The sequence below is a fragment of the Thermophilibacter sp. ZX-H3 genome (assembly GCF_052599055.1).
This window is the reverse complement of sequence record NZ_JBQXES010000020.1, coordinates 34,445-54,707: the sequence shown is the minus strand read 5'-3', so window position 1 is coordinate 54,707 and position 20,263 is coordinate 34,445. Positions and strand designations below refer to the sequence as shown.

18 protein-coding genes are annotated in these 20,263 nt (G+C 68.8%); 11 read left to right on the top strand and 7 right to left on the bottom strand.

Annotated elements, in window-relative coordinates; translation table 11 throughout:
- The first annotated feature begins 230 nt into the window (after positions 1-230).
- On the top strand, positions 231-1,004 hold the full coding sequence (locus ACULPM_RS09140) for an LOG family protein (RefSeq protein WP_167930331.1): 774 nt from the start codon (positions 231-233) through the stop codon (positions 1,002-1,004).
- A 436-nt stretch (positions 1,005-1,440) separates the two neighbouring features.
- Positions 1,441-2,151 carry a TVP38/TMEM64 family protein gene (locus ACULPM_RS09135; RefSeq protein ID WP_445331685.1) on the top strand — a complete coding sequence of 237 codons (711 nt, stop codon included), beginning with the start codon at positions 1,441-1,443 and terminating at the stop codon, positions 2,149-2,151.
- A gap of 220 nt (positions 2,152-2,371) precedes the next feature.
- Here the strand turns inward: ACULPM_RS09135 and ACULPM_RS09130 are convergent, their stop codons facing one another.
- The 4 genes from ACULPM_RS09130 to ACULPM_RS09115 all read right to left on the bottom strand — a co-directional run bounded on the left by ACULPM_RS09130 (position 2,372) and on the right by ACULPM_RS09115 (position 8,294).
- A complete protein-coding gene (locus ACULPM_RS09130) occupies positions 2,372-3,325 on the bottom strand; it encodes a carbohydrate kinase family protein (protein ID WP_445331686.1) in 954 nt (317 codons plus the stop codon).
- Between the two features lie 97 nt (positions 3,326-3,422).
- The gene (locus ACULPM_RS09125) at positions 3,423-4,838 is read right to left on the bottom strand and encodes a glycoside hydrolase family 32 protein (RefSeq protein WP_445331687.1); all 1,416 of its coding nucleotides are present in this window, start codon (positions 4,836-4,838) and stop codon (positions 3,423-3,425) included.
- Positions 4,839-4,905: 67 nt separating this feature from the next.
- On the bottom strand, positions 4,906-6,837 hold the full coding sequence (locus ACULPM_RS09120; RefSeq protein WP_445331688.1) for a glucose PTS transporter subunit IIA: 1,932 nt from the start codon (positions 6,835-6,837) through the stop codon (positions 4,906-4,908).
- A gap of 473 nt (positions 6,838-7,310) precedes the next feature.
- Positions 7,311-8,294, bottom strand: a complete 984-nt coding sequence (locus ACULPM_RS09115; RefSeq protein ID WP_445332167.1) for a LacI family DNA-binding transcriptional regulator — start codon at positions 8,292-8,294, stop codon at positions 7,311-7,313.
- A 117-nt stretch (positions 8,295-8,411) separates the two neighbouring features.
- Between ACULPM_RS09115 and ACULPM_RS09110 the strand changes: the two genes are divergently transcribed.
- A complete protein-coding gene (locus tag ACULPM_RS09110) occupies positions 8,412-8,921 on the top strand; it encodes a DNA-deoxyinosine glycosylase (protein ID WP_445332168.1) in 510 nt (169 codons plus the stop codon).
- An 86-nt stretch (positions 8,922-9,007) separates the two neighbouring features.
- On the opposite strand, the gene ACULPM_RS09105 is transcribed toward ACULPM_RS09110, so the two are convergent.
- Positions 9,008-9,262 (bottom strand): HPr family phosphocarrier protein, encoded by a 255-nt coding sequence (locus ACULPM_RS09105; protein ID WP_075280601.1) that lies wholly within the window; start codon positions 9,260-9,262, stop codon positions 9,008-9,010.
- A 272-nt stretch (positions 9,263-9,534) separates the two neighbouring features.
- Here ACULPM_RS09105 and ACULPM_RS09100 point away from each other — a divergent pair, with 272 nt between their 5' ends.
- Positions 9,535-10,425 (top strand): LysR family transcriptional regulator, encoded by an 891-nt coding sequence (locus ACULPM_RS09100; RefSeq protein ID WP_445332169.1) that lies wholly within the window; start codon positions 9,535-9,537, stop codon positions 10,423-10,425.
- A 71-nt stretch (positions 10,426-10,496) separates the two neighbouring features.
- On the opposite strand, the gene ACULPM_RS09095 is transcribed toward ACULPM_RS09100, so the two are convergent.
- Positions 10,497-12,431, bottom strand: a complete 1,935-nt coding sequence (locus ACULPM_RS09095; protein ID WP_445332170.1) for an alpha-amylase family protein — start codon at positions 12,429-12,431, stop codon at positions 10,497-10,499.
- Between the two features lie 274 nt (positions 12,432-12,705).
- Here ACULPM_RS09095 and ACULPM_RS09090 point away from each other — a divergent pair, with 274 nt between their 5' ends.
- From ACULPM_RS09090 to ACULPM_RS09075, 4 genes are all read left to right on the top strand, one after another.
- A complete protein-coding gene (locus ACULPM_RS09090) occupies positions 12,706-13,071 on the top strand; it encodes a helix-turn-helix domain-containing protein (protein WP_445332171.1) in 366 nt (121 codons plus the stop codon).
- Positions 13,072-13,312: 241 nt separating this feature from the next.
- The gene (locus ACULPM_RS09085; RefSeq protein ID WP_445332172.1) at positions 13,313-13,834 is read left to right on the top strand and encodes a nitroreductase family protein; all 522 of its coding nucleotides are present in this window, start codon (positions 13,313-13,315) and stop codon (positions 13,832-13,834) included.
- Between the two features lie 83 nt (positions 13,835-13,917).
- Positions 13,918-14,883: a 3'-5' exonuclease gene (locus ACULPM_RS09080; protein WP_445332173.1), complete on the top strand. Its 966-nt coding sequence runs from the start codon at positions 13,918-13,920 to the stop codon at positions 14,881-14,883.
- 285 nt (positions 14,884-15,168) lie between these two features.
- On the top strand, positions 15,169-16,494 hold the full coding sequence (locus ACULPM_RS09075) for a M18 family aminopeptidase (RefSeq protein WP_445332174.1): 1,326 nt from the start codon (positions 15,169-15,171) through the stop codon (positions 16,492-16,494).
- Between the two features lie 107 nt (positions 16,495-16,601).
- On the opposite strand, the gene ACULPM_RS09070 is transcribed toward ACULPM_RS09075, so the two are convergent.
- Complete coding sequence (locus ACULPM_RS09070; RefSeq protein ID WP_167930318.1) at positions 16,602-17,681, bottom strand: 6-phosphofructokinase; 1,080 nt, start codon at positions 17,679-17,681, stop codon at positions 16,602-16,604.
- Positions 17,682-17,864: 183 nt separating this feature from the next.
- On the opposite strand from ACULPM_RS09070, the gene ACULPM_RS09065 reads away from it, so the two are divergent.
- From ACULPM_RS09065 to ACULPM_RS09055, 3 genes are all read left to right on the top strand, one after another.
- Positions 17,865-18,284 (top strand): hypothetical protein, encoded by a 420-nt coding sequence (locus ACULPM_RS09065; protein ID WP_445332175.1) that lies wholly within the window; start codon positions 17,865-17,867, stop codon positions 18,282-18,284.
- A 185-nt stretch (positions 18,285-18,469) separates the two neighbouring features.
- A complete protein-coding gene (locus tag ACULPM_RS09060) occupies positions 18,470-19,771 on the top strand; it encodes a phenylacetate--CoA ligase family protein (RefSeq protein WP_445332176.1) in 1,302 nt (433 codons plus the stop codon).
- On the top strand, positions 19,771-20,199 hold the full coding sequence (locus ACULPM_RS09055; RefSeq protein WP_167930315.1) for an amino acid-binding protein: 429 nt from the start codon (positions 19,771-19,773) through the stop codon (positions 20,197-20,199). Before ACULPM_RS09060 ends, ACULPM_RS09055 begins: the two co-directional genes overlap by 1 nt.
- The last annotated feature ends 64 nt before the right edge of the window (positions 20,200-20,263 follow it).

Genomic DNA, 20,263 nt, shown 5'->3' with positions numbered 1-20,263 from the left:
GCGTCAGGTTTGTTTGGCACACGGGACATGTGTGCCAAACAAACCTGACGCCAGTGGCCCAGCGGCAAAACCTGACGCCAGTGGCATGCGCCAAATAAGCCTGACGCCAGTGGCACGCCAGCGCCGGCGGCAAAAACGGGTACACAAAGCGTATCGCGACATGTCGCGCGGCTTACCCGCCGCTGACGGGGCGGACGTACCGTAGGGCCCCGTCAGGAGAAGGAGGCATCATGGCAGACGAGAAGAACCTCGACCAGCGCCCCACTCCCGAGGAGCCCCTCGGGCAGACCTACCACCGCGGTCCCGTGATCATGCGCGGGCCCATGATCCCGGCCGACACCACCACGGGCAACCTCCTCGCGCCCGAGGCCTCCACGGACTGGCTGCACATGGACCCGTGGCGCGTCCTGCGCATCCAGGCCGAGTTCGTCGACGGCTTCGGTGCGCTCGCGGAGCTGGGGCCCGCCGTTACCGTCTTTGGCTCGGCGCGCACGCCGCGCACCGACCCGATGTATCGTGCCGCGCGCCACGTGGGCAGAAAGCTCGCCGAGGCGGGCGTGGCCGTGATCACCGGCGGAGGCCCGGGCATCATGGAGGCCGCCAACAGCGGGGCGGCCAAGGCGGGCGGCAAGTCGGTGGGGCTGGGCATCGAGCTGCCGCACGAGCAGGGCATCAACAAGTGGGTCAACCTGGGCATGACCTTCCGCTACTTCTTTGTGCGCAAGACGATGTTCGTCAAGTACTCGAGCGGGGCGATCATCTTCCCGGGTGGCTTCGGCACGCTCGACGAGGCATTCGAGCTGCTCACGCTCGTCCAGACGCACAAGGTGGCGCGCGTCCCCGTGGTGCTCTTCGGCTCCGAGTATTGGGGCGGCCTCATGGACTGGCTCGAGGGGACCGTCCGCGAGTCGGGCAACATCTCGCCGCTCGACCCCGAGCTCGTGGTCGTGACCGACGACGAGGACGAGGCCGTCCGCGTGGCCCTCTCCGAGCTGCGGCGCTAGGCCCTCCCCGCGCGGCGGGACGCGGCGCGGGGAGGCGGGAATCTTACCAAAGCGTCACCCGGCAGTAAGTCCAATCGATTGGTTCCATCCTTCTGAGCTGCAAGAATGGAGTCACCCTCCCAGGAGCGGGCACGCAGGCGACTCGGCGTGCCCGGTCCCTGGGGGGAGGGGCGGCAACGAGGAAGGGGGGCACCATGTTCAAGAGAATGTCCGAGAAGGCCGTTCTTCTCGGCTGCCTGGTAACCTCGACGCTCCTGGGCAGCCTCGCGCTCGCGATGCTCGTGCACGCGGCGACGCTCTAGGCCCGTCTCGCCGGCCTCGGAGCGTGTCCGTTCCGGCTGGCTGTGTAAGGGCGGCGCAAGCATCGGGCAAGGGTTCCCGCTGAGGGCCGCCCGGTGGTGCCCCCGGATGGCAAGATGGACGGGAGGGGGTGCGCATGGGCGAGAAGAACCGGCATGACGTCGCGGATCGCGACCTGAGGGCAAGAAGGGCGCTCGACATCTGCGCGCTTGTGGCGGTGGGGGTCGCGCTCGCGGCCATCTGCCTGCGCTGGGCGCCCGAGGCCTACGCCTGGGCGAGCGACCCCGTTGCGGTGCGGTCCTTCGTCGCTGAGCACGCGATCCTCTCGCGGCTCGTCATCGGCGGCGTCAACGCGCTGCAGATCGCGCTCGCCTTTCTCCCCGGGGAGCCCGTCGAGCTGGCGAGCGGGTACGCCTTCGGCTTCCTCGAGGGCACGCTCGTGTGCATGGCCGCGAGCGCCGTGGCGTCGAGCGCCATCTTCTGGGCGGTGCGTCGCTGGGGCTGGTCGCTCGTGGGCGTCTTCTTTGACCGCTCACATCTCGACCGCTTCTCGTGGCTGCATGACGCCCGGCGGCTCGAGCTCGTGATGCTCGTCGTCTTTCTCATTCCGGGGACGCCCAAGGACTTCCTCACGTACTTTGCCGGGCTCACGGACATGCGCTTCGGGGCGGTGCTGGCCATCACCACGCTCGGCCGCATCCCCTCCATCGTGACGTCCACGGTCGCCGCCTCGGCCTTCGGGAGCGGAGACTACGGGATCGCCGCCATGGCCGTCGTCGTGGCGGTGGCGCTCGCCGCGGCGGGAGGGCTGCTCTATCGCCGCTTCGAGGCCCTCGCCCGCCCGTGACCTGACGGGGGCGACGGGGTCTGGCTTCAATCTTCTGGCTTCAATCTGCCTTTGGCAGAGTGACGGGTTCTGAACGGATGGCCCCGGTCCAGAGGCCGCATTCGTCCAGAACCCGTCACTGAGTCGGGCGCGCCACTGATTGGGCGCGTCACTGAGCTGGGCGCGTCACCGAGTCGGCCGCGTCACAAATCGGGCGCGCCACCGAGTCGGCAGCGCCAGGCTACTCGGCGAGGAGGGCCTCCACGTCGGCGCGCTCCGGCATCGCGGGGATGGCGCCGCGCTTGCGGACGCAGAGGGACGCGACGGCGTTGCCCAGGCGCGCGAAGTCGGCGGCGTCCTCGACGGTCACCTCCGCCGGCGCCTTGCCGCTCTCGCAGAAGCCTGCGAGGAAGCCGCCCCAGAAGGAGTCCCCGGCGCCCGTGGCGTCCACGGCGTCCGCGGGGAAGCCCGGCACCGTGGCGCCGCCGTCGGCAGTGCGCACGTAGGCGCCGCCCGCGCCGAGCGTCACGGCCACGACCTTGGGGCCCTGCGCCAGGAGCGCCGCCGCGGCGGCCTCCGGGTCGGCCTCGCCCGTGAGCAGCTCGCACTCCTCGTCGGAGAGCTTCATGAGGTCCATCTGCGGCACCACGGCGCGCATCTGCTCCACGGCGGCGTCCACCGAAGGCCAGAGGTTCGCGCGGTAGTTGGGGTCGTAGGAGAGGGTGCAGCCGGCCTCGCGCGCGCAGGCGAGCGCGGCGAGCGTGGCGGAGCGGGCGGGCTCGTCGGTGAGCGAGAGCGAGCCCACGTGGAAGACCTTGGACGCGGCGATCACATCGCGCGCGAGCTCATCCTCCGTGATGCGGGTGTCCGCGCCGGGCTTGCGCGCGAAGGAGAACTCGCGCTCGCCGTCCGGAGAGAGCGCCACGAAGGCCAGGGTGGTGAAGGCGTCGGGGTCGGAGATGAGCCCCGTCGTGTCGATGCCCTGCTCCTCGAGGGTGGCGCGCAGGAACTCGCCGTGCATGTCGCAGCCCACCTTGCCCAGGAAGGCGGTCTTGTGGCCGAGCTTCTCCAGCGCCACGAGGACGTTGGCCGGCGCTCCGCCGGCGTTGCGCTCGAAGAGTCGCTGGCCTCCAGCTGAGGTGCCGGCGTCGGTGAAGTCGATGAGGAGCTCGCCCAGTGCGGAGACGGAGAACATCGCGGTGTCCTTTCGCTTGTGTGCGGAATCGATTCCACACCCATTATGCCGCGGCGCGGCCGAGCGCGCCGCTCTTCTCGGCAAGCGGTCCGTGCGGCTACTCGTACGTGCCCGCCACGCCGTCGCCCATCTCCCAGGCGTGCAAAAGTGCCTGTCCCTTTTGCACGTTTTGCACGAGCGTGAGGGTGGGGGAGCGGGGGAACCAGCGGGTGGCAAAGGTGAGCTCGCCGTCGTTGGCAAACACCTCGACGGCTGAGCTATCGACAAGAACGCGTAGATCGCGAAGGCATTTGCAGGGTGCGGTCCTCACGGTCCGCCCGCAGCCGACGGCGTCGTCCGCAAAGCGCAGCGCAAGCTCCGCGCCGTCCCAGGTAATCGCGAGCGCGTCGTCCAGCCAGAGCTCGAGCGGCCCCTCGGGGTGGGCGAGAAGGACGTCGGCTCGATGCTCCCCCAGCGTGAGCGACCCGCCGCCGGCCAGCTCGCGCCGCGCGCCGCGCAGCGCCTCGAGCTCGCGCACCGGCCGCTGGAGCAGCGCCCCGTCCGCGCCGGCCGTAACCTCGCGCGGAACCGTGAGGCAGTGGCACCACGTCATGCCGCCGGGCGCCCCCGCGAAGTCGGCGTCGGGCATGCCCATCCAGCCGATCAGGATGGCGCGGCCGGACTCGTCCACGAAGCTCTGCGGCGCGTAGAAGTCAAAGCCGTGGTCCCAGCGCCGGAACGCCCGGGGGTCGACCTCGGCGTCCGCCGCCAGGCGCTCGCCTGCGGGGAGCGGGACGTAGCCGGACTGGTCGTCCACGCCGTCGGCCCAGGGGCGCTCGGCCATGCCCTGCGGGCAGAACGAGAGCCACTCGCGCCCGTCGAGCTCGATGCGGTCCGGGCACTCCCACATGTAGCCGAAGGGGGACGTCGGGCGGACGGCCCCGGCGTTCTCCCACGCCCGGCCGTCATTCGAGCGCAGCACGAGCGCGAGCCCCCGGTCGTCGAGGTCGCGCGCGCCGAGGAGCATCCACCACGCGCCCCCCTCGCGCCAGACCTTGGGGTCGCGCACGTGGCACGAGCAGAATGTGGGGTAGTCGGCGTTTCTCAGCAGCACGTCCTTCTCGCCGAGCGCAAGGCCTCCGGACGCGGCAGGGTCTGCCGCGGCCTCGACGAGGACCTGTGCCGCGCGCCGTCCCGCGCGCACGTAGTCGAAGTCTCCCGGCTCCTTGACGTTGCCGGTGTAGTAGAGGCGCACGCCGCCCTCGAAGGGGACGGCGCAGCCCGAGTAGGCGCCCGATGCCTCGTCGGGGGTGTCGGGTGCGATGGCCAAGCCCCGGCCGCCCCCCTGCCAGTGGACGAGGTCGCGGCTCCAGAAGTGGCCCCACCCGCGCGGCGCGTCGGGCGCGGGCCAGTCGGGGCTGTACTGGTGGAACACGTGATAGGTGCCGCCCAGCTGGCAGAGGCCGTTGGGGTCGTTGAGCCAGCCGACGGGCGGCATGAGGTGAAAGCCCATTCTCCAGGGATCGTGTGACATGATGGCTCCCGAGTGTGAGGCGGGGCGGCCCGTCCGGCGCGGGCCGCCCCTGTGCGAGGAGGGACGGTCAGGAGAGCTCGACGAGGCTCTCGCCGGCGCGCACGGTCGTGCCAGCATGCGGTGTGACCCTAGTGTAGGCCTCGGCGTTGGTCACGATGACCGGGGTCACCGGGTCGAGTCCCGCGGCGCGGATGGCGTCGAGGTCGACGTCCATGAGGAGCTGGCCGGCCTTAACGTGGTCGCCCACCTTGACGTGCGCGGTGAAGGGCCCGCCCTCGAGGGTCACGGTGTCGATGCCGATGTGCATGAGGACCTCGGCGCCCGCGTCGGTGGTCATGCCGAGGGCGTGGCCGGTCTCGGCGAGCACGGTGACGGTGCCCGCGGCGGGCGCGCAGAGCCTGCCCTCGGTGGGGCGCACGGCGGCTCCGGGACCCATGGCCTCGCTCGCGAAGACAGGGTCGGGGACCTCGGTCATCTTGATGGCGGTGCCCGTCATCGGGGCGAGAAGGACCTCGGCCTGCGCGGCGGGTGCGGCGTCGGCCACCGCGGGGGCGTCCGCGGCCTCGGGCGCGGCCTCGACCGCGGGCTCGGCGTTCTTCTCGCCTGCCGCCTCAGGGTCGCGGTAGAGCGCGTAGGAGATGGCGAAGGCCACGACGCCGGCGATGGCGAACATGATCACGTACTGCACGGGCTGGTTGAGGCAGAGCAGGATGCCAAAGACGCCGGTGACGCCGGAGCCCGCCGCGGCGAGGCCCACGATGGAGGCGAACATGGCGCCCAGGCCGCCGCCGATGCAGCCGGCCACGAAGGGCTTGAAGAAGCGGAGGTTCACGCCGAAGATGGCGGGCTCGGTGATGCCCATGAACGCGGAGAGCGAGGAGGGGAGGGCGAGCGAGCGGACCTTGACGTCCTTGGTCTTGAGCGCCACGGCGAGCGCCGCGCCGGCCTGGCCGATGTTGGCGGCGCTGGCGAGCGGCAGCCAGTAGGTCACGCCGTACGTGGCGATCTGGCCGAGGTCGATCGTGGTGTACATCTGGTGGATGCCGGTGACGACGGTGGGGGCGTAGAGGGCGCCCATGATGAGCGAGCCCAGGCCGAGCGGCAGCGTGAGCAGGAACTGGATGCCGCCGAGGATGGCGTTCTCGGCCCAGACAAAGACGGGCCCGACGGCGAGCATGGTGACATAGGCCGTGACGGCAACGGAGACGAGCGGCGTCACGAAGAGGTCGAAGGCCTCGGGCACCACCTTGTGCAGGCGCTTCTCGATGAAGGCGAGGATGCCGCAGGCGATGACGATGGGGATGACGTGGCCCTGGTAGCCGGTCCACTCGATGGAGTAGAGGCCGGGGATGACGGGGTAGGTCTGGAGCACGCCCTCGGTGGCCACGGTGTTGGCGTTCTGCAGGCCCGGGTTAATGAGCAGCATGCCCACGACCGCGCCGAGGTAGGGGTTGGCGCCGAAGGCCTTGGCCGCGGAGAAGCCGATGAGGATCTGCAGGAACGTGAACGCCGTGTTGGAGACGAGGTTCAGGATCTGGTACCAGGCGTTGTTGGTGTCGAGCGCGATGAAGCCGTTGGAATCCATGAAGGAGAGCGCGCTCATGATGCCCAGGAGCAGGCCGGAGGCCACGATCGCCGGGATGATGGGCACGAAGACGTCACCCAGCAGCTTGATCGCGCGCATGAAGGGGTTGGCCTGCTGCTGCGCGGCGGCCTCCTTCACCTCCGCCTTGGTGGCGGCCGTGATGTGGCCGAGGGCGATGAACTCGTCGTAGACCTTGTTCACTGTGCCCGTGCCGTAGATGACCTGGAGCTGACCGGACGCCTTGAAGTTGCCCTTGGCGCCGGTCGCGTTGTCCACGGCCGCCTGGTCCACCTTGGCGTCGTCCGCGAGCACGAGCCTCAGGCGCGTGGCGCAGTGCGCCGCCGAGACCACGTTGCCCGGACCGCCGATGGCGTCCAGAATCTCCTGAGCCGCCTGCCGATAGTCGAGTGCCATGTGCCCACCTTTCTCTCCGCCTCATCATACCATGTGAGAACGTTCCCATATGGAATCGTTCTCACAATACGGCGAGAAGAACGTGCTGGAGGGGAGTTGCCGCAGACGGCGGGGTTTTGTCGGCGAGCGGTGGTCTGGTCGAGCATGCCCCCGCGCACGGATTTCCGCCGGCGGGGCCGCAGTCCGTGCGCGGGGGCATGCTCGGTCGCACGTTCTTCTCGCCCTGCCCGCGGGGCGCTCGGGATGGCGGGTCGCTGCGGAAAGAGGGGTTATGGCAATCTGGCGCGTCCGCGCGTTGCGCGGACGGGGCCTGTGGCAATCGGCGAGAAGAACGACCTGCGGTTCTTCTCGCCCCTGTTGCGAAAAGCGGGGTCGTGGCAGCCCAATCACTGCCACGACCCCGCTTCTCGCAACGCCCCGCACGCCGCTGCTGCCATAACCCCGCAAATGGCAACGCGGCGTCGGCGCGCGTCCTAGCGCGTGGAGTTCCTCGCCACCACCTCGTAGTCCATCTTGACCTTGCGCGCCACGTACTCCTCGCCGGTCATGAAGCCCACGAGCATCCGGGCGGTCTGCGCGCCGGAGGACTTGTAGTGAAGGTGCACCGTGGTCAGCGTCGGCGTGACGATCTGGGAGATCTCGGAGTCGTCCATGCCCGTCACCACCACGTCTTCGGGGACGCGGTGGCCGTACTCGCGCAGGCAGGTGAGGGCGCCGTAGGCGATGGAGTCGGTGGCGCACACGATGCCGTCGAGCTCGGGGTAGGTCTCGAGCAGGGCCTCCGCCTGCTCGTATCCGGAGTCAACGGTGAACTCCGCGATGCGCATCGCGCGCTCGGGCACCTCCACGCCGGCCTCGACGCATGCGGCGAGAAACCCCTGGCGGCGCATCCGCCCGACGGCGACGTCCTCCTCGAAGACGCCGATGTAGGCCGGACGCCTGGCGGAGCGCAGCGCGATCGAGGCGACCTCCCGCATGCCCTCGTAGTCGTTCTGGAAGACGCACGAGCGGAAGTCCACGTCCTGGTCGAGCACCACGATGGGCACGGGAAGGGAGGAGATCGCCTCCCGATGCTCCTCGGTGATGACGGTGGCGATAAGGATGACGCCGTCCACCTGGTTCTTCTCAGAGAAGAGGCGCAGGAAGTCCACCTCGCGCGAGGCGTTGTTGTCCGTGTTGGCAAGCAGCACCTGGTAGCCGGCGGCGTTGAGCACGGGCGTGATGCCCGCGACCATCCGGCTCACCGAGGCGGAGTTGATCTTGGGGATGATGATCCCCACGACGTTGGTCTTGCCCGTGCGCAGGGTCTTGGCGTGCTGGGAAGGCACGTAGCCGGTCTTCTCGATGACGCGGCGGATGGCGGCGCGCTTCTCCTGGCTGACGTAGCCGTCGTTGAGATAGCGCGAGACCGTCGCCCGCGAGACGCCTGCCATCTGCGCGATCTGGTTGATGTCCATCCTGGGGGACTCCCTTCAACGTAACGAGTGTAGCGCGGGTGGGACCCTTCTCACCAAACACCCATGAAAGGGCAGGTTGAGGCCGCAGGTGGCGCCTCGGGGCGCTATGCTCGTGGCATGGCAGACTACGAGCACATAGTCCACGAGTTCGACCCAGTCTTCGACGAGCGCTCCCGCGTGCTCGTGCTGGGCTCGCTCCCCTCGGCGCTCTCGCGCGAGAACCGCTTCTACTACGGCAACCCGCGCAACCGCTTCTGGCGCGTCGTCGCCGCGTGCGCGGGCGAGCCCGTCCCGGCGGACGGCGACGTCCCGGCCAAGCGCGCGCTGCTCCTGCGCCACGGCATCGCCCTTTGGGACGTCATCGAGAGCTGCGACATCCGCGGGTCGTCGGACGCCTCCATCAGGAACGTGGTTCCGGCCGACGTCCCCCGCATCCTGCGCGCGGCGCCCGTCGAGGCCGTGATCTGCAACGGCGGCACGGCGGGGCGGCTCTATCGGCGGTGGCTGGAGCCCGCGTGCGGCCTTCCTGCGCGGGTGCTGCCGTCCACGAGTCCCGCCAACGCGGCGTGGTCACTCGACCGGCTCGTCGCGCGGTGGAGAGAGGAGCTCGACGGGCTGCTGGGCTGACGGCCGGACGTTCTTGTCGCCTTGGCCCCGCACGGCAGGTCTGCGGGGCCAAGGCGACAAGAACGCCGGGCGCCCGACTCCCCGCGCTAGAACGTCCGCGTGATCTGCCGGATGGCCCCGGCGGCGGTGTCCTCGTCCGGCCCGCTCACGGTCACGACCACGTGCTCGCCCGTGCGCACGCCGAGCATCAGGAGCTGCATGAGCTGCTTGGCGTCCACGACGCGCCCCGCGTGCTCCAGGGTGACGTCGCTCCTCCAGCGCTCGGCCTCGCTTGCCAGCAGGACGGCGAGCTGGATGTGCAGGCCCAGCGGGTCTGTGATGTCGCAGGGTATCTCGTGCATGGGGCGTCCTCTCGGGGGGCGGGGGAAACGGGCCGCCTTGCCCCCACACGATAGCTCTCAACCCTCGCCGAGGGAGAGGGGCTTTCGGCGCGTGGCGAGAAAACCCGCGCAAATGGGGGCGGCCTTCCGAGCGGAGGGAGATGGCGTTACGTCAACTCCGCTTTGAGGAGGGGGCGCATGTTCTCCGTCCGAAATGCTCCTGTGACAAACTAGCCATATATCGCTGATGTATCACCAGCTCTCGGCAGCGCGTCTCGCAGGGAGGCTCGTTCGTGAACATAAAGCAGCTCAGATACGTCGTGGCGATTCTCGCCACGGGGAGCTTCTCTGCCGCTGCCGCGCGTGAGGGCGTCTCGGTCCAGGCGGTCTCCAAGGCCATGTCCGAGCTCGAGGGGGAGACGGGCGCCCCGCTCTTCAACCGCGCGAGCTCCGGGGTGACGCCCACGCCACTCGGCCGCGCCTTCGGCGCACGTGCCAAGCGGGTGCTCGCGGAGTACGACGCGCTCGTAAGCTTCGCCCGGTCAAGCGCTCGCGAGGCCGGCGTCTCGCGCGCCCTGCGCCTCGGTCTCTGCGTGCCCAGGTTCCCTGGCATCGAGCGCATCTGCACGATGATCAGCGTCGTGGCCGGCCGCGCCCTCGGATGCGAGGTCGACGTCGTGCTCACGACCTGCTCGGCCTGCATCGACGAGCTCAGGGAGGGGCGCTTCGACGCCCTCGTGACGGTCGGATCGCTGAAGGAGCGGGGCGTCGTCACGGGGAGCCTCGGCACGATGTCCCCCTACGTGGTTATGGCGGGGTCCAACCCGCTCGCCAAGAAGAGCGAGCTCACGCTCGAGGACATCAACGCGTGCCCCGTCGCCCTCGCGCCGGAGTTCGACCACTTCAACGAGTCCGTCTGCCGCGCCTACGCGGCGCACGGCATGACCTCGGAGCTCGTCGAGATTCCCACGCTCGAGTCGTACGGCGACCTGATGGAGCACAGAAATGGCCTCTCGCTCATCGTGGGAGGAGAGTTCATCGGCCCCTTCGACGGCTGCGTCATGAGGCCGATCGCGCAGAAGGACCGGCTTGCGATCCCCATCTGCCTCTCCTCGCTCGAGGGGGCGAACTTCAGCTACCTCGAGCTCAGCCGCGCCCTCTCCAAGATGAAGATCCTCTCCTAGGGCCTGACAGATTGCCCTGGCACCTTTGTCATGATGACAATGGTGCCAGGGCAATCTGTCAGGTTTGGCGTCTACGCGAGGTACCAGACGAAGCCCCAGGCGGGCAGCTGGAAGGTCTCGAAGCCCATGGTCTCGCCCGTGAGCAGGTTGGTGTATTCGGCGCAGGCCGGCATCCAGACGGTCTTCTCGGCGTCGCAGAAGTTGAAGACCGCGTTGAGCGTGCGGCCCCCGGCGCTCCGGCGGATCCAGAGGATCGAGGGGTCGCTGTAGTCGACGATGCCCACCTCCGCGTCGGCGTCGAAGACGTCCTCGCGCCGGCGGATGGCCTCGAGCTCGCCGAGCGCGTCGAAGATGCGCTCCTGGACGCTGCCCTTCTCGTCAACGCGGTCGACGAGCGACCAGTCGAAGCGGCCGCGATGGATGTAGCGCGAGTCGTCGGCCTTCTCGGGGTCGTCCTTGTAGGCGTAGTCGTTCACCTGGCCGACCTCGTCCCCGCTGTAGATGATCGGCAGGCCGGACTGCGCGAGCAGGTAGGCGTGGAGCATGACGTCCTTGCGGATGGCGACCTCCATCGCCTCCTCGTCGCCCTCGAAGCCCGCCGCCTCGATGCCGCACATGGAGGCCGTGGTGGCGCAGAAGCGGGCGTCGCCGGTCACCGGGTCGGCGTTGTAGAGCTCGCCGCGCGAGGCGCTGCCCGGCACGCGGCCCTGGAAGTAGTCGTTGAGGTAGCGCTTGTGCGGCACCTCCTCCATGCCCCAGGTGCTGAGCGTGGCGTAGTCGAGGCCCCAGCCAATGTCGTCGTGGCAGCGCAGGTAGTTGAGGAAGGTGTACTGGCTGGGCAGCCCGCACACGGCGTCGAGCTGCGAGCGCAGCAGGCGCGTGTCGCGGCAGGCCACGGAGTTCCAGGTGGTGGCCATCGTCGTGACGTTGTAGAGCATGTGGCACTCGGGCTTCTCCACGGTCCCGAAGTAGGGGACCACCTCCACCGGCGCCATGACCACCTCGCCCAGAAGCACGATGCCGGGGCAGACGACCTCGCCGATCATGCGCATCATGCGCACGATGGTGTGGACCTGGGGGAGGTTGCGGCAGTTGGTGCCGAGCTGCTTCCAGATGTAGGGCACGGCGTCGATGCGGATGATGTCCATGCCCTGGTTGGCCAGGTAGAGGAAGTTGTACATCATCTCGTTGAAGACGCGCGGGTTGCGATAGTTGAGGTCCCACTGGTAGGGGTAGAACTGCGTCATCACGGACTGGCCCAGCTCCGGCAGGTAGGTGAAGTGGCCGGGCGCCGTGGTGGGGAAGACCTGCGGCACCTCGCGGGTGTACTGGTCGATCACCGCCTGGTTGCTCTCGAAGAAGTACCGGCTCATGTACTCGCCCTCGCCGGCGCGGGCCCGCCGCGCCCACTCGTGCTCCTCCGAGGTGTGGTTCATGACGAAGTCCATGCAGAGGCTGATGCCGCGCTCGTGGCACTTCTCCGCGAGGTGGGCGAGGTCCTCCATCGTCCCGAGCTCGGGCTTGACGCGACGGAAGTCCTTGACGGCGTAGCCGCCGTCCGAGCGGCTCCTGTCCGCGGGGGTGTCGAGGAACGGCATGAGGTGGAGGTAGTTCACGCCCACGCGCTCGAGGTAGTCCAGGCGGTCCTCCACGCCCCTGATGTTCCCGGCGAAGTTGTCGATGTACATCTGCATGCCGAGCATGTCGCGGCTGCGGTACCACTCGCCGGCGGCCTCGCGCTCGGCGTCGAGGGCGCGCAGCCGCTCGGAGCGCGCGTCGTAGTAGGCCCGCATCTGGTCGAGCAGCTCGGCGAACATGTCGCCGTTGTCATAGAGCTCCATGTAGAGCCAGCGAAGCTCGTCGTGGTGCCGGGCCAGGCGCTCCTGGAAGACGGCGTCGGCCCTCACGCGCTCCGCCTTGGCGACGCGCGGCGCGGCGACGGCCTTCGGCGCCTTTCTCGCGGCGGCCCTCTTGGCGGCGCCCTTCCTGCTGGCCTTCTCCGTCATGGCGGTTCCTTTCGCTCTCCGTATGCTCCCGGACGCATTGTAGCGGCGCCCCCGCCCAGAGGTGAGAACGATTCCGTAGACGTAGGCAACAAGGGGTGGGAACGTTCCCCCACGGCACGTGGCCCTAGGTTGGCGACCACCGATCCCGTCCTTCTCGCCCCGCGCCGCCTTGGGTCCGACCGATCCCGGCCGCAACCGAACGTTGCGCGATAGTTGCTGGGCGCAACCGCCCTGCTCAGCTACAGTGGGGCAAAGCGCGTGAAAGGAGGGCGTCATGATTATGGGACTGGGGCCGACGGAGCTCATGATTCTGATTCCGATTCTCCTTGCCAGGGTGGTGCCCTGGGTCCTGTTCGTCGTGCTGCTGGTGCTCGCCATCCGGTGGTTCCTGCGACAGGAGCGCGTCTCCAAGGACCCCGAGGCCGTGGCGGTGCGCCGCTCACTCGCCGAGGTGCTGCGGGCGCATCGGGAGCGGTGCAAGATGACGCAGGAGCTCGTGGCCGAGAAGGTCGGCGTCTCGCGGCAGGCCGTCTCGAAGTGGGAGCAGGGCGCCTCGGAGCCGTCCACCTCGAATCTCGTGAAGCTCGCGCACCTCTATGGGGTGGATCCCGCCGACCTCCTGCGCGAGGTCGGGGAGTAGCGCACGTCCTTCTCGCCCCGCGCCGCCGCATGCCCCCCTTCCGCGTTTGCACGAGCAAACGCGCCCGGCGCCTGGGCGAGAAGAACCGTGCGGCTCGCCCACCTGCGCAAGCGCAATCGAGTGCCATCCCGCCGCCCCCGCCCGCGGAGTCTGCTCGTGCAAGCGCGCGACGCGCGCCAGGGTGGGACGTCGCGCACTTGGGTATAACAGCCTCAGGCGGCAATCGAGGCGAGGAGGAGCCATGAGCGACGTCATCCAGGGCATGCTCGACCGCAGGAGCATCCGCGCGTACACCGACGAGGTGCCGAGCCGGGAGCTGATCGACCAGGTCGTCGAGGCCGGCCTCTGGGCCGCGAGCGGCATGAACCGCCAGGGCCCCATCATCGTGGCCGTCACGAACCGCGAGCTGCGCGATCGCCTCTCCGCCATGAACGCCGAGGTCATCGGCGACCCCAGCCGCGACCCGTTCTATGGCGCGCCGGTGGTCCTCGTGGTGCTCGCCCCGCGCGGCGAGCGCAACCGCGTCTACGACGGCAGCCTCGTCATGGGCAACCTCATGCTCGCCGCGCACGCGCTGGGGCTCGGCAGCTGCTGGATCCACCGCGCCCGCGAGGAGTTCGACACCCCCGAGGGCAAGGCCATCCTCGCCGAGCTGGGCATCGAGGGCGACTACGAGGGCATCGGCCACTGCATCCTGGGGTACCCGGCCGAGACGCCGGAGCCCAAGCCGAGAAGAGACGGTCGCGTGTTTTACGCGGAGTAGGCCGAGGCGGCCGCGCGTTCTGTTAGCCTAGGAAGGCGCCGGGTTCTTCTCGGCGTCTTTTTTCGTGGACGGGAGTGAGCAACGTGGACCTCAGCCAAGCCATAGAGTGCGCGAGCGCCTTCGTGTTCCCCGGGTTCCTCACGGATGACGCCTCGCTCTCCGCGGAGCGCGCCAAGAACGAGGAGGCGCTCGGGGTCCTGCGCGCCGCGTGGGCGGAGGCGCCCGCCGGCCGCGAGCCGTTCTCGTACGACCTCGTGCTCTCCCTCGCGGACCGCAACCGCGACGTCTGCGACCGCTTTGGCATCGAGAAGCTGCGCGACCTCTCTCCCTCGAGCCTCGCGCGCGGTCTCTCCGCGGCCGACCTCATCCACGCCGTCGCCGTGCTCCAGCACCGCACCGACGCGCAGGTGGCGGCGCTTTCCGGCCCGGACGCGCGCGACCTCAACGTGGCCTGGGTGGACGCTCCGGTCTCCGGCATGGTCGTGGGGATCGACATCGAGACCACCGACCGCGACCCGGCGCGCGGCTACATCATCAACGTGGGCCTGGAGTTCATGACCATCGGGCCCAAGGCCAGGCCGCACGACCCCTTTGCCGGCTACTTCGGCCTGCCCGAGATGTATGCCGAGAAGGGCGTGCCGCTGGCGGACATCCACAAGATCCAGTGGTCCGACCTCGACGGGAAGACCCCCTTCCGCGAGGACAAGCAGGTGCAGAAGGCCCTTCTCGCCGCGCTCACCGCCTACCCGTTCATGGCGCACAACGCCGCCTTCGAGGACTCCTGGTTCATGCTGCACATCGACGGCTACGCCGAGGCCCGCAAGGCCGGGCGCGTGGTGGTTGTGGACTCGCGCGACATCTGCCGCCGCGTGGACCCCGAGACGCGAATCCTGCCCCACGAGCAGAGGCCGGCGTCGCTCGAGAGCTGGGCGCGCCGTCGCGGCACGCTCAAGGCGGGGGAGTCCGAGCGCCACCTCGGCCTCGACGACGTGGAGCTCATGCTCGCCACCGTCCAGGCGGAGTTCACGGCCCGCAACATGCTCGTCTGACGCCCGGGACGCCTTGCTCGGGTACGTACACGCCTGTTCCGGGTACGTACGCGATTCGATGATTGATGTTCTTCTCGCCACCTTTCCCACCTGCGGGTTTTAATCGCATGGTACCGAATTAATTATCAAATTGCGTACGCATCCGGAGGCGGCGTGTACGTACCCGGGAGGGCGTGCGTCGGGAGGCGGCGTGTACGTACCCGGGAGGGCGTGCGTCGGGAGGCGCCCGCCGCGCCGAGAAGTGCTAGGCTGGACGGTCGCATCACAGCCGACCGAAGGAGACCTATGAGCGAGAAGGACTTCGCCGCCGGGCTCGTCGAGTTTGTCCGTGCGTGCCCGAGCGTGTTCCACACCGTCGCCGCCATCCGCGCGCGCCTCGACGCCGCCGGGTTCGCCTACCTTCCCGAGGGCGGGGCGTGGGCCATGGAGGCAGGCGGGCGCTACTACACCGTCCGCAACAACTCGAGCGTCGTGGCGTGGAAGGTCGGGGCCGAGCTCCCCGAGTGCGGCTACCACTTCCAGCTGGCCGCCGCCCACGGTGACTCGCCCACCTACAAGGTGAAGGCGGTGCCCGCGCTCGAGGGGCCGGAGGGGTATCTCCGCCTCGACGTCGAGGCCTACGGCGGCATGCTCGACCACACGTGGCTGGACCGCCCGCTCGGGCTTGCGGGCCGCGTGCTCGTGCGCGACGGCGCGCGCGTGGAGAGCCGTCTCGTGGACATCGCCGACGACGTCTGTCTCATCCCGAGCCTCGCCATCCACCTCGACCGCACGAGCGGGCTCTCGCCCGAGCTCAACCGCGCGGTTGACCTCTGCCCGCTCTTCTCGGCGGGGGAGCTTTCCGCGGGGGCCTTTGACGAGATGGTGGCCGAGGCCGCGGGCTGCGAGCCGGCGGACGTCCTCGCGCGCGACCTCTTCCTCGTGGCCCACGAGGAGCCGCGCGTCTGGGGTCGCGCGCAGGAGTTCGTCTCCGCCGGCCATCTTGACGACCTCCAGTGCGCCTACGTGGCGCTCGAGGCCTTCCTCGCGGCGGAGAACCCGCATGACGTGAGCGTCTACGCGTGCTTTGACAACGAGGAGGTGGGCTCGGGCACCAAGCAGGGGGCGCTCTCGACGCTGCTCGCCGACACGCTCTCCCGCACGAGCGCGGCGCTCGGCCGCACGCCCGAGGAGCACCTGCGCGCGCTTGCCGGCTCCATGCTCGTGAGCTGCGACAACGCGCACGCCGTCCATCCGGCCCACCCCGAGAAGTACGACGCGGCGAACCGCTGCCGGCTCAACGGCGGACTCGTCATCAAGGAGGCGGCCAACCAGCGCTACTGCACGGACGCCTTCAGCCGCGCCGCCCTCGTCGCCGTGCTCGAGCGCGCGGGCGTGCCGTACCAGGCCTTCGCCAACCGCTCCGACGTGCCCGGCGGCTCCACGCTCGGCAACCTCTCCAACACCCAGGTGAGCGTGCACGCCGTGGACGTGGGGCTGCCGCAGCTGGCCATGCACTCCGTGTACGAGACGGCGGGCGCGCGCGACACGGCGCTCGGCATCGCCGCGCTGACGGCGTTCTACGAGGCCGACCTCCGCATCGACGGCGCCGACTCGGTGGAGCTCGCCTAAAAGGGGCCAGGCCCCTTTTAGGCGAGTTTCGCCGCCCTTGTCGGGGCGCAAAAGGGCGCGGGGCCCGTCGAGGACCCCGCGCCCGCCTTCGTGCCGTTGGGTGCGCCCTACTCGTCGCCGAAGCTGATGCCGAGCGCCTTGGCCTCCTTGACGAGGTCGCCCTTGGGGTCGACGTACTTGAGCTTGCCGGCCACGTCCTCGAGCGGCACGCGGCACATCTTGCCGTTGACCTGCGCGATCATGACGCCGAACTTGCCCTTGAGGCAGGCGAGCGCAGCCTCGGCGCCGCACTGCGTGGCGAAGATGCGGTCCTGGGCGTCGGGGGTGCCGCCGCGCTGGGTGTGGCCGGGGATGGCGATGCGGATCTCGCGGCCGGTGCGCTTGTCGATCTCCGCCGCGATGTCGTAGGCGACCGACGGGCTCGTGCGCTCGGCCACGAGCTTCTTGTACTCCTTCTTCGAGAGAGCGGCCTCCTCCTTGGAGATGGCGCCCTCCGCCACCACGACGATGGTGAAGCGCGAGCCGGCCTTGTCGCGGTCCTCGATGACGCGGATGACGTTCTCGATGTCGTAGGGGATCTCGGGGATGAGGATGACGTCGGCGCCGCCGGCCACGCCCGCGTACAGCGGGATCCAGCCGACCTTGTGGCCCATGATCTCGATCACGAAGACGCGGCCGTGGCTCGAGGCGGTGGTGTGGATCTCGTCGATGCAGCGGGTGGCCACCTCGACGGAGCTCGTGAAGCCGAAGGTCATGTCGGTGCCGTAGGTGTCGTTGTCGATGGTCTTGGGCAGCGCGATGACGTTCAGGCCCTCCTGGGAGAGGCGGTTGGCGGTCTTGGTGGAGCCGTTGCCGCCGAGCATGAACAGGCAGTCCAGCTTGAGCTTCTTGTAGGTGTCCTTCATGGCCTGGACCTTGTTGACGCCGTCGGCCTCGGGCGTGTCGAGCAGCTTGAAGGGGGTGCGGCTCGTGCCGAGGACGGTCCCGCCGCGGGTGAGCAGGCCGGAGAAGTCGCGATTGTCCATCATGTGGTAGCGCTCGTAGATGAGGCCCTGGTAGCCGTCCTCGAAGCCGTAGACCTCGACGGGCTCCTTGGACTGGCGGTAGAGCGTCTTGACGATGCCGCGCATGGTGGCGTTGAGCGCCTGGCAGTCGCCGCCGCTCGTGAGAAGACCGACTCGAAGCATGGTGCATCCTTCCCCTCGTGCTCACAGATAGTCAAAGTATGCACCTCGCTCGGCGGGATGCGGAATATTCTCCGCGAGCGGTATCGTTCCCAGCGCGGCAGGGGGATGAGCGAGCCGTTGCCGTCCCGTCCCCCTGCCACGACTGCTACCATGGCGAGAAGAACGTCGAGCCGAGGAGGAACCATGACACCGGACGAGAGGCGAGAGGTGGCCGAGGCCGTGGCGGCGGGACGTCGCGCGCTCACCTCGCTCGAGACGGCGGCGGACGCCCTCAGCAGTGCGAGCAACTGGGGCCTCTTCGACATCCTCGCGGGCGGCATCATCTCGAGCCTGGTCAAGCGCTCGCGGCTCGACGATGCCGAGGAGGCGCTCGAGAGCGCCCGCGCTGACCTCTACGCGTTCACGCGCGAGGTCTCGGACGTGCGCGGCATCGAGGAGCTCCGCGTGAACGTGGGCGGCCTCGCCTCCGCGCTCGACATCCTCGTGGACAACCCCTTCGTCGACCTCTACGTGCAGAAGCGCATCGATGACGCCGAGGAGAACGTGCAGGCGGCGATCAAGGCCACCAGGACGGTGCTCCGCCGCCTCGAGGCGCTGCGGTGAGCGTGCCAATGGCGTCAGGTTCGTTTGGCACGCGTGAGTCCGCGTGCCAAACGAACCTGACGCCATTGGCACGGGCCTGGTACCGGCGGCACGCGTTTCAGTTTGCGAACGCCTGAGGCACGACCGCCCTTCTCGCCATAAAATCTCCCCATCTGTGGTTTTGGGTTCCAGAAAGGGTAGGGCAGATGCAGGAGATTCTCCACGCGCCCCACGAGCAGATCGAGGAGATCCAGCTCGAGGGCATCAAGAAGACCGTGATTGCGTGCTACGAGAACGTGCCGTTCTACAAGAAGAGCTTTGACGAGGCCGGCTTTGACCCGTACGCCGTGAAGGACCTCGACGACCTGCAGAAGGCGCCGTTCGTCACCAAGCAGGACCTGCGCGACAACTACCCCTACGGAATGTTTGCCACCCCGCTCTCCGAGGTGAAGGAGATCCACATGTCCTCCGGCACCACGGGCGTGGCGACGGTGGGCGGCTACACCCAGCACGACCTTGACATCTGGGGCGAGTGCTTCGCGCGCGGCATCGAGTACGCCAACGGCGGCAAGGACGACGTCGTCCATGTCTGCTACGGCTATGGCCTCTTCACCGGTGGCCTGGGCGCGCACTACGGCGGCCTCTACTCCGGCGCCACCACGATCCCCATGTCCGCGGGTAACACCGAGCGCCAGATCCGCGTGCTCAAGGAGATGGGCTCCACGATCATCTGCTGCACGCCGAGCTACGCCATGCACATCGCCGACACCGCGCTCGAGATGGGTATCGACCCGGCGCGCGACTTCCACCTGCGCGCGGGCATCCACGGCGCCGAGCCCTTCTCGGACAACTTCCGCCGCGACCTCGAGCGCAAGCTCAACTACCACGTGCTCGACGTCTACGGCCTCACCGAGACCATGGGCCCGGGCGTTGCCATCGAGTGCTGGGAGCAGAACGGCCTGCACCTGGCCGAGGACCACTTCTACGCGGAGATCATCGACCCCAACACCGGCGAGGTCCTGCCCGACGGCGAGTGGGGCGAGCTCGTGCTCACCACGATCGACCGCGAGGCGTCGCCGGTCGTGCGCTACCGCACGCGCGACATCACGCGCATCCTGCCGGGCGAGTGCGCCTGCGGCTGCACGCACCGCCGCATCGACCGCATCCACGGCCGCACCGACGACATGCTCATCATCCGCGGCGTCAACGTCTTCCCGAGCCAGATCGAGGACGTCATGAAGACCTTCGACCAGGTCTCCTCTTGGTACCAGATCGAGGTCGACACCGACCACCGCTCGCTCGACATGGTCACGCTCAAGGCCGAGGTCAACCCCGACTTCGCCTTCGACTCCGTCGCCGCGGTCGAGCGCCTGCAGAAGGAGATCTCTGCGCGCCTCAAGACGGCCCTTTCCGTGGGCGTCAAGGTCAAGCTCGTTGAGCCCAAGACCATCGCGCGCAGCGAGGGCAAGGCCAAGCGCATCGTCGACCTGCGAAAGGGGATCAAGTAATGATTGATCAGATTACGGTTTTCCTCGAGAACAAGCGCGGCCGCATCGCGTCTCTGTGCCGCACCCTCGGTGACGCCAACATCAACATGGCGGCGCTCTCCGTGGCAGACACCACCGAGTACGGCATCGTGCGCATCATCTGCAGCGACACCGACGCCGCGATCGCCGCGCTCGACGCCGGTGGCTACCGCGCCATCAAGACCAAGGTCATGGCCATCGCCGTGCCGCACCACCCGGGCGGCGCCGCGGACCTGCTCGAGAAGCTCGACGACCTCGATGTGGACATCGAGTACTTCTACTGCTTCTCGACGACCGACGACCTTGCGGTCCTGGCGCTCAAGATCGCCGACCCCGCGAGCGCCGCGGAGGCGAGCTGGGCCATCGAGAAGGCCGGCTTCCACGTCTTCGACCAAGACGAGATCGAGTAGCAAAAAAGGGACGTGTTTTTTCTCTCAGAGATTTTGGGACAGGTCGGGGATGCCATACATTGCT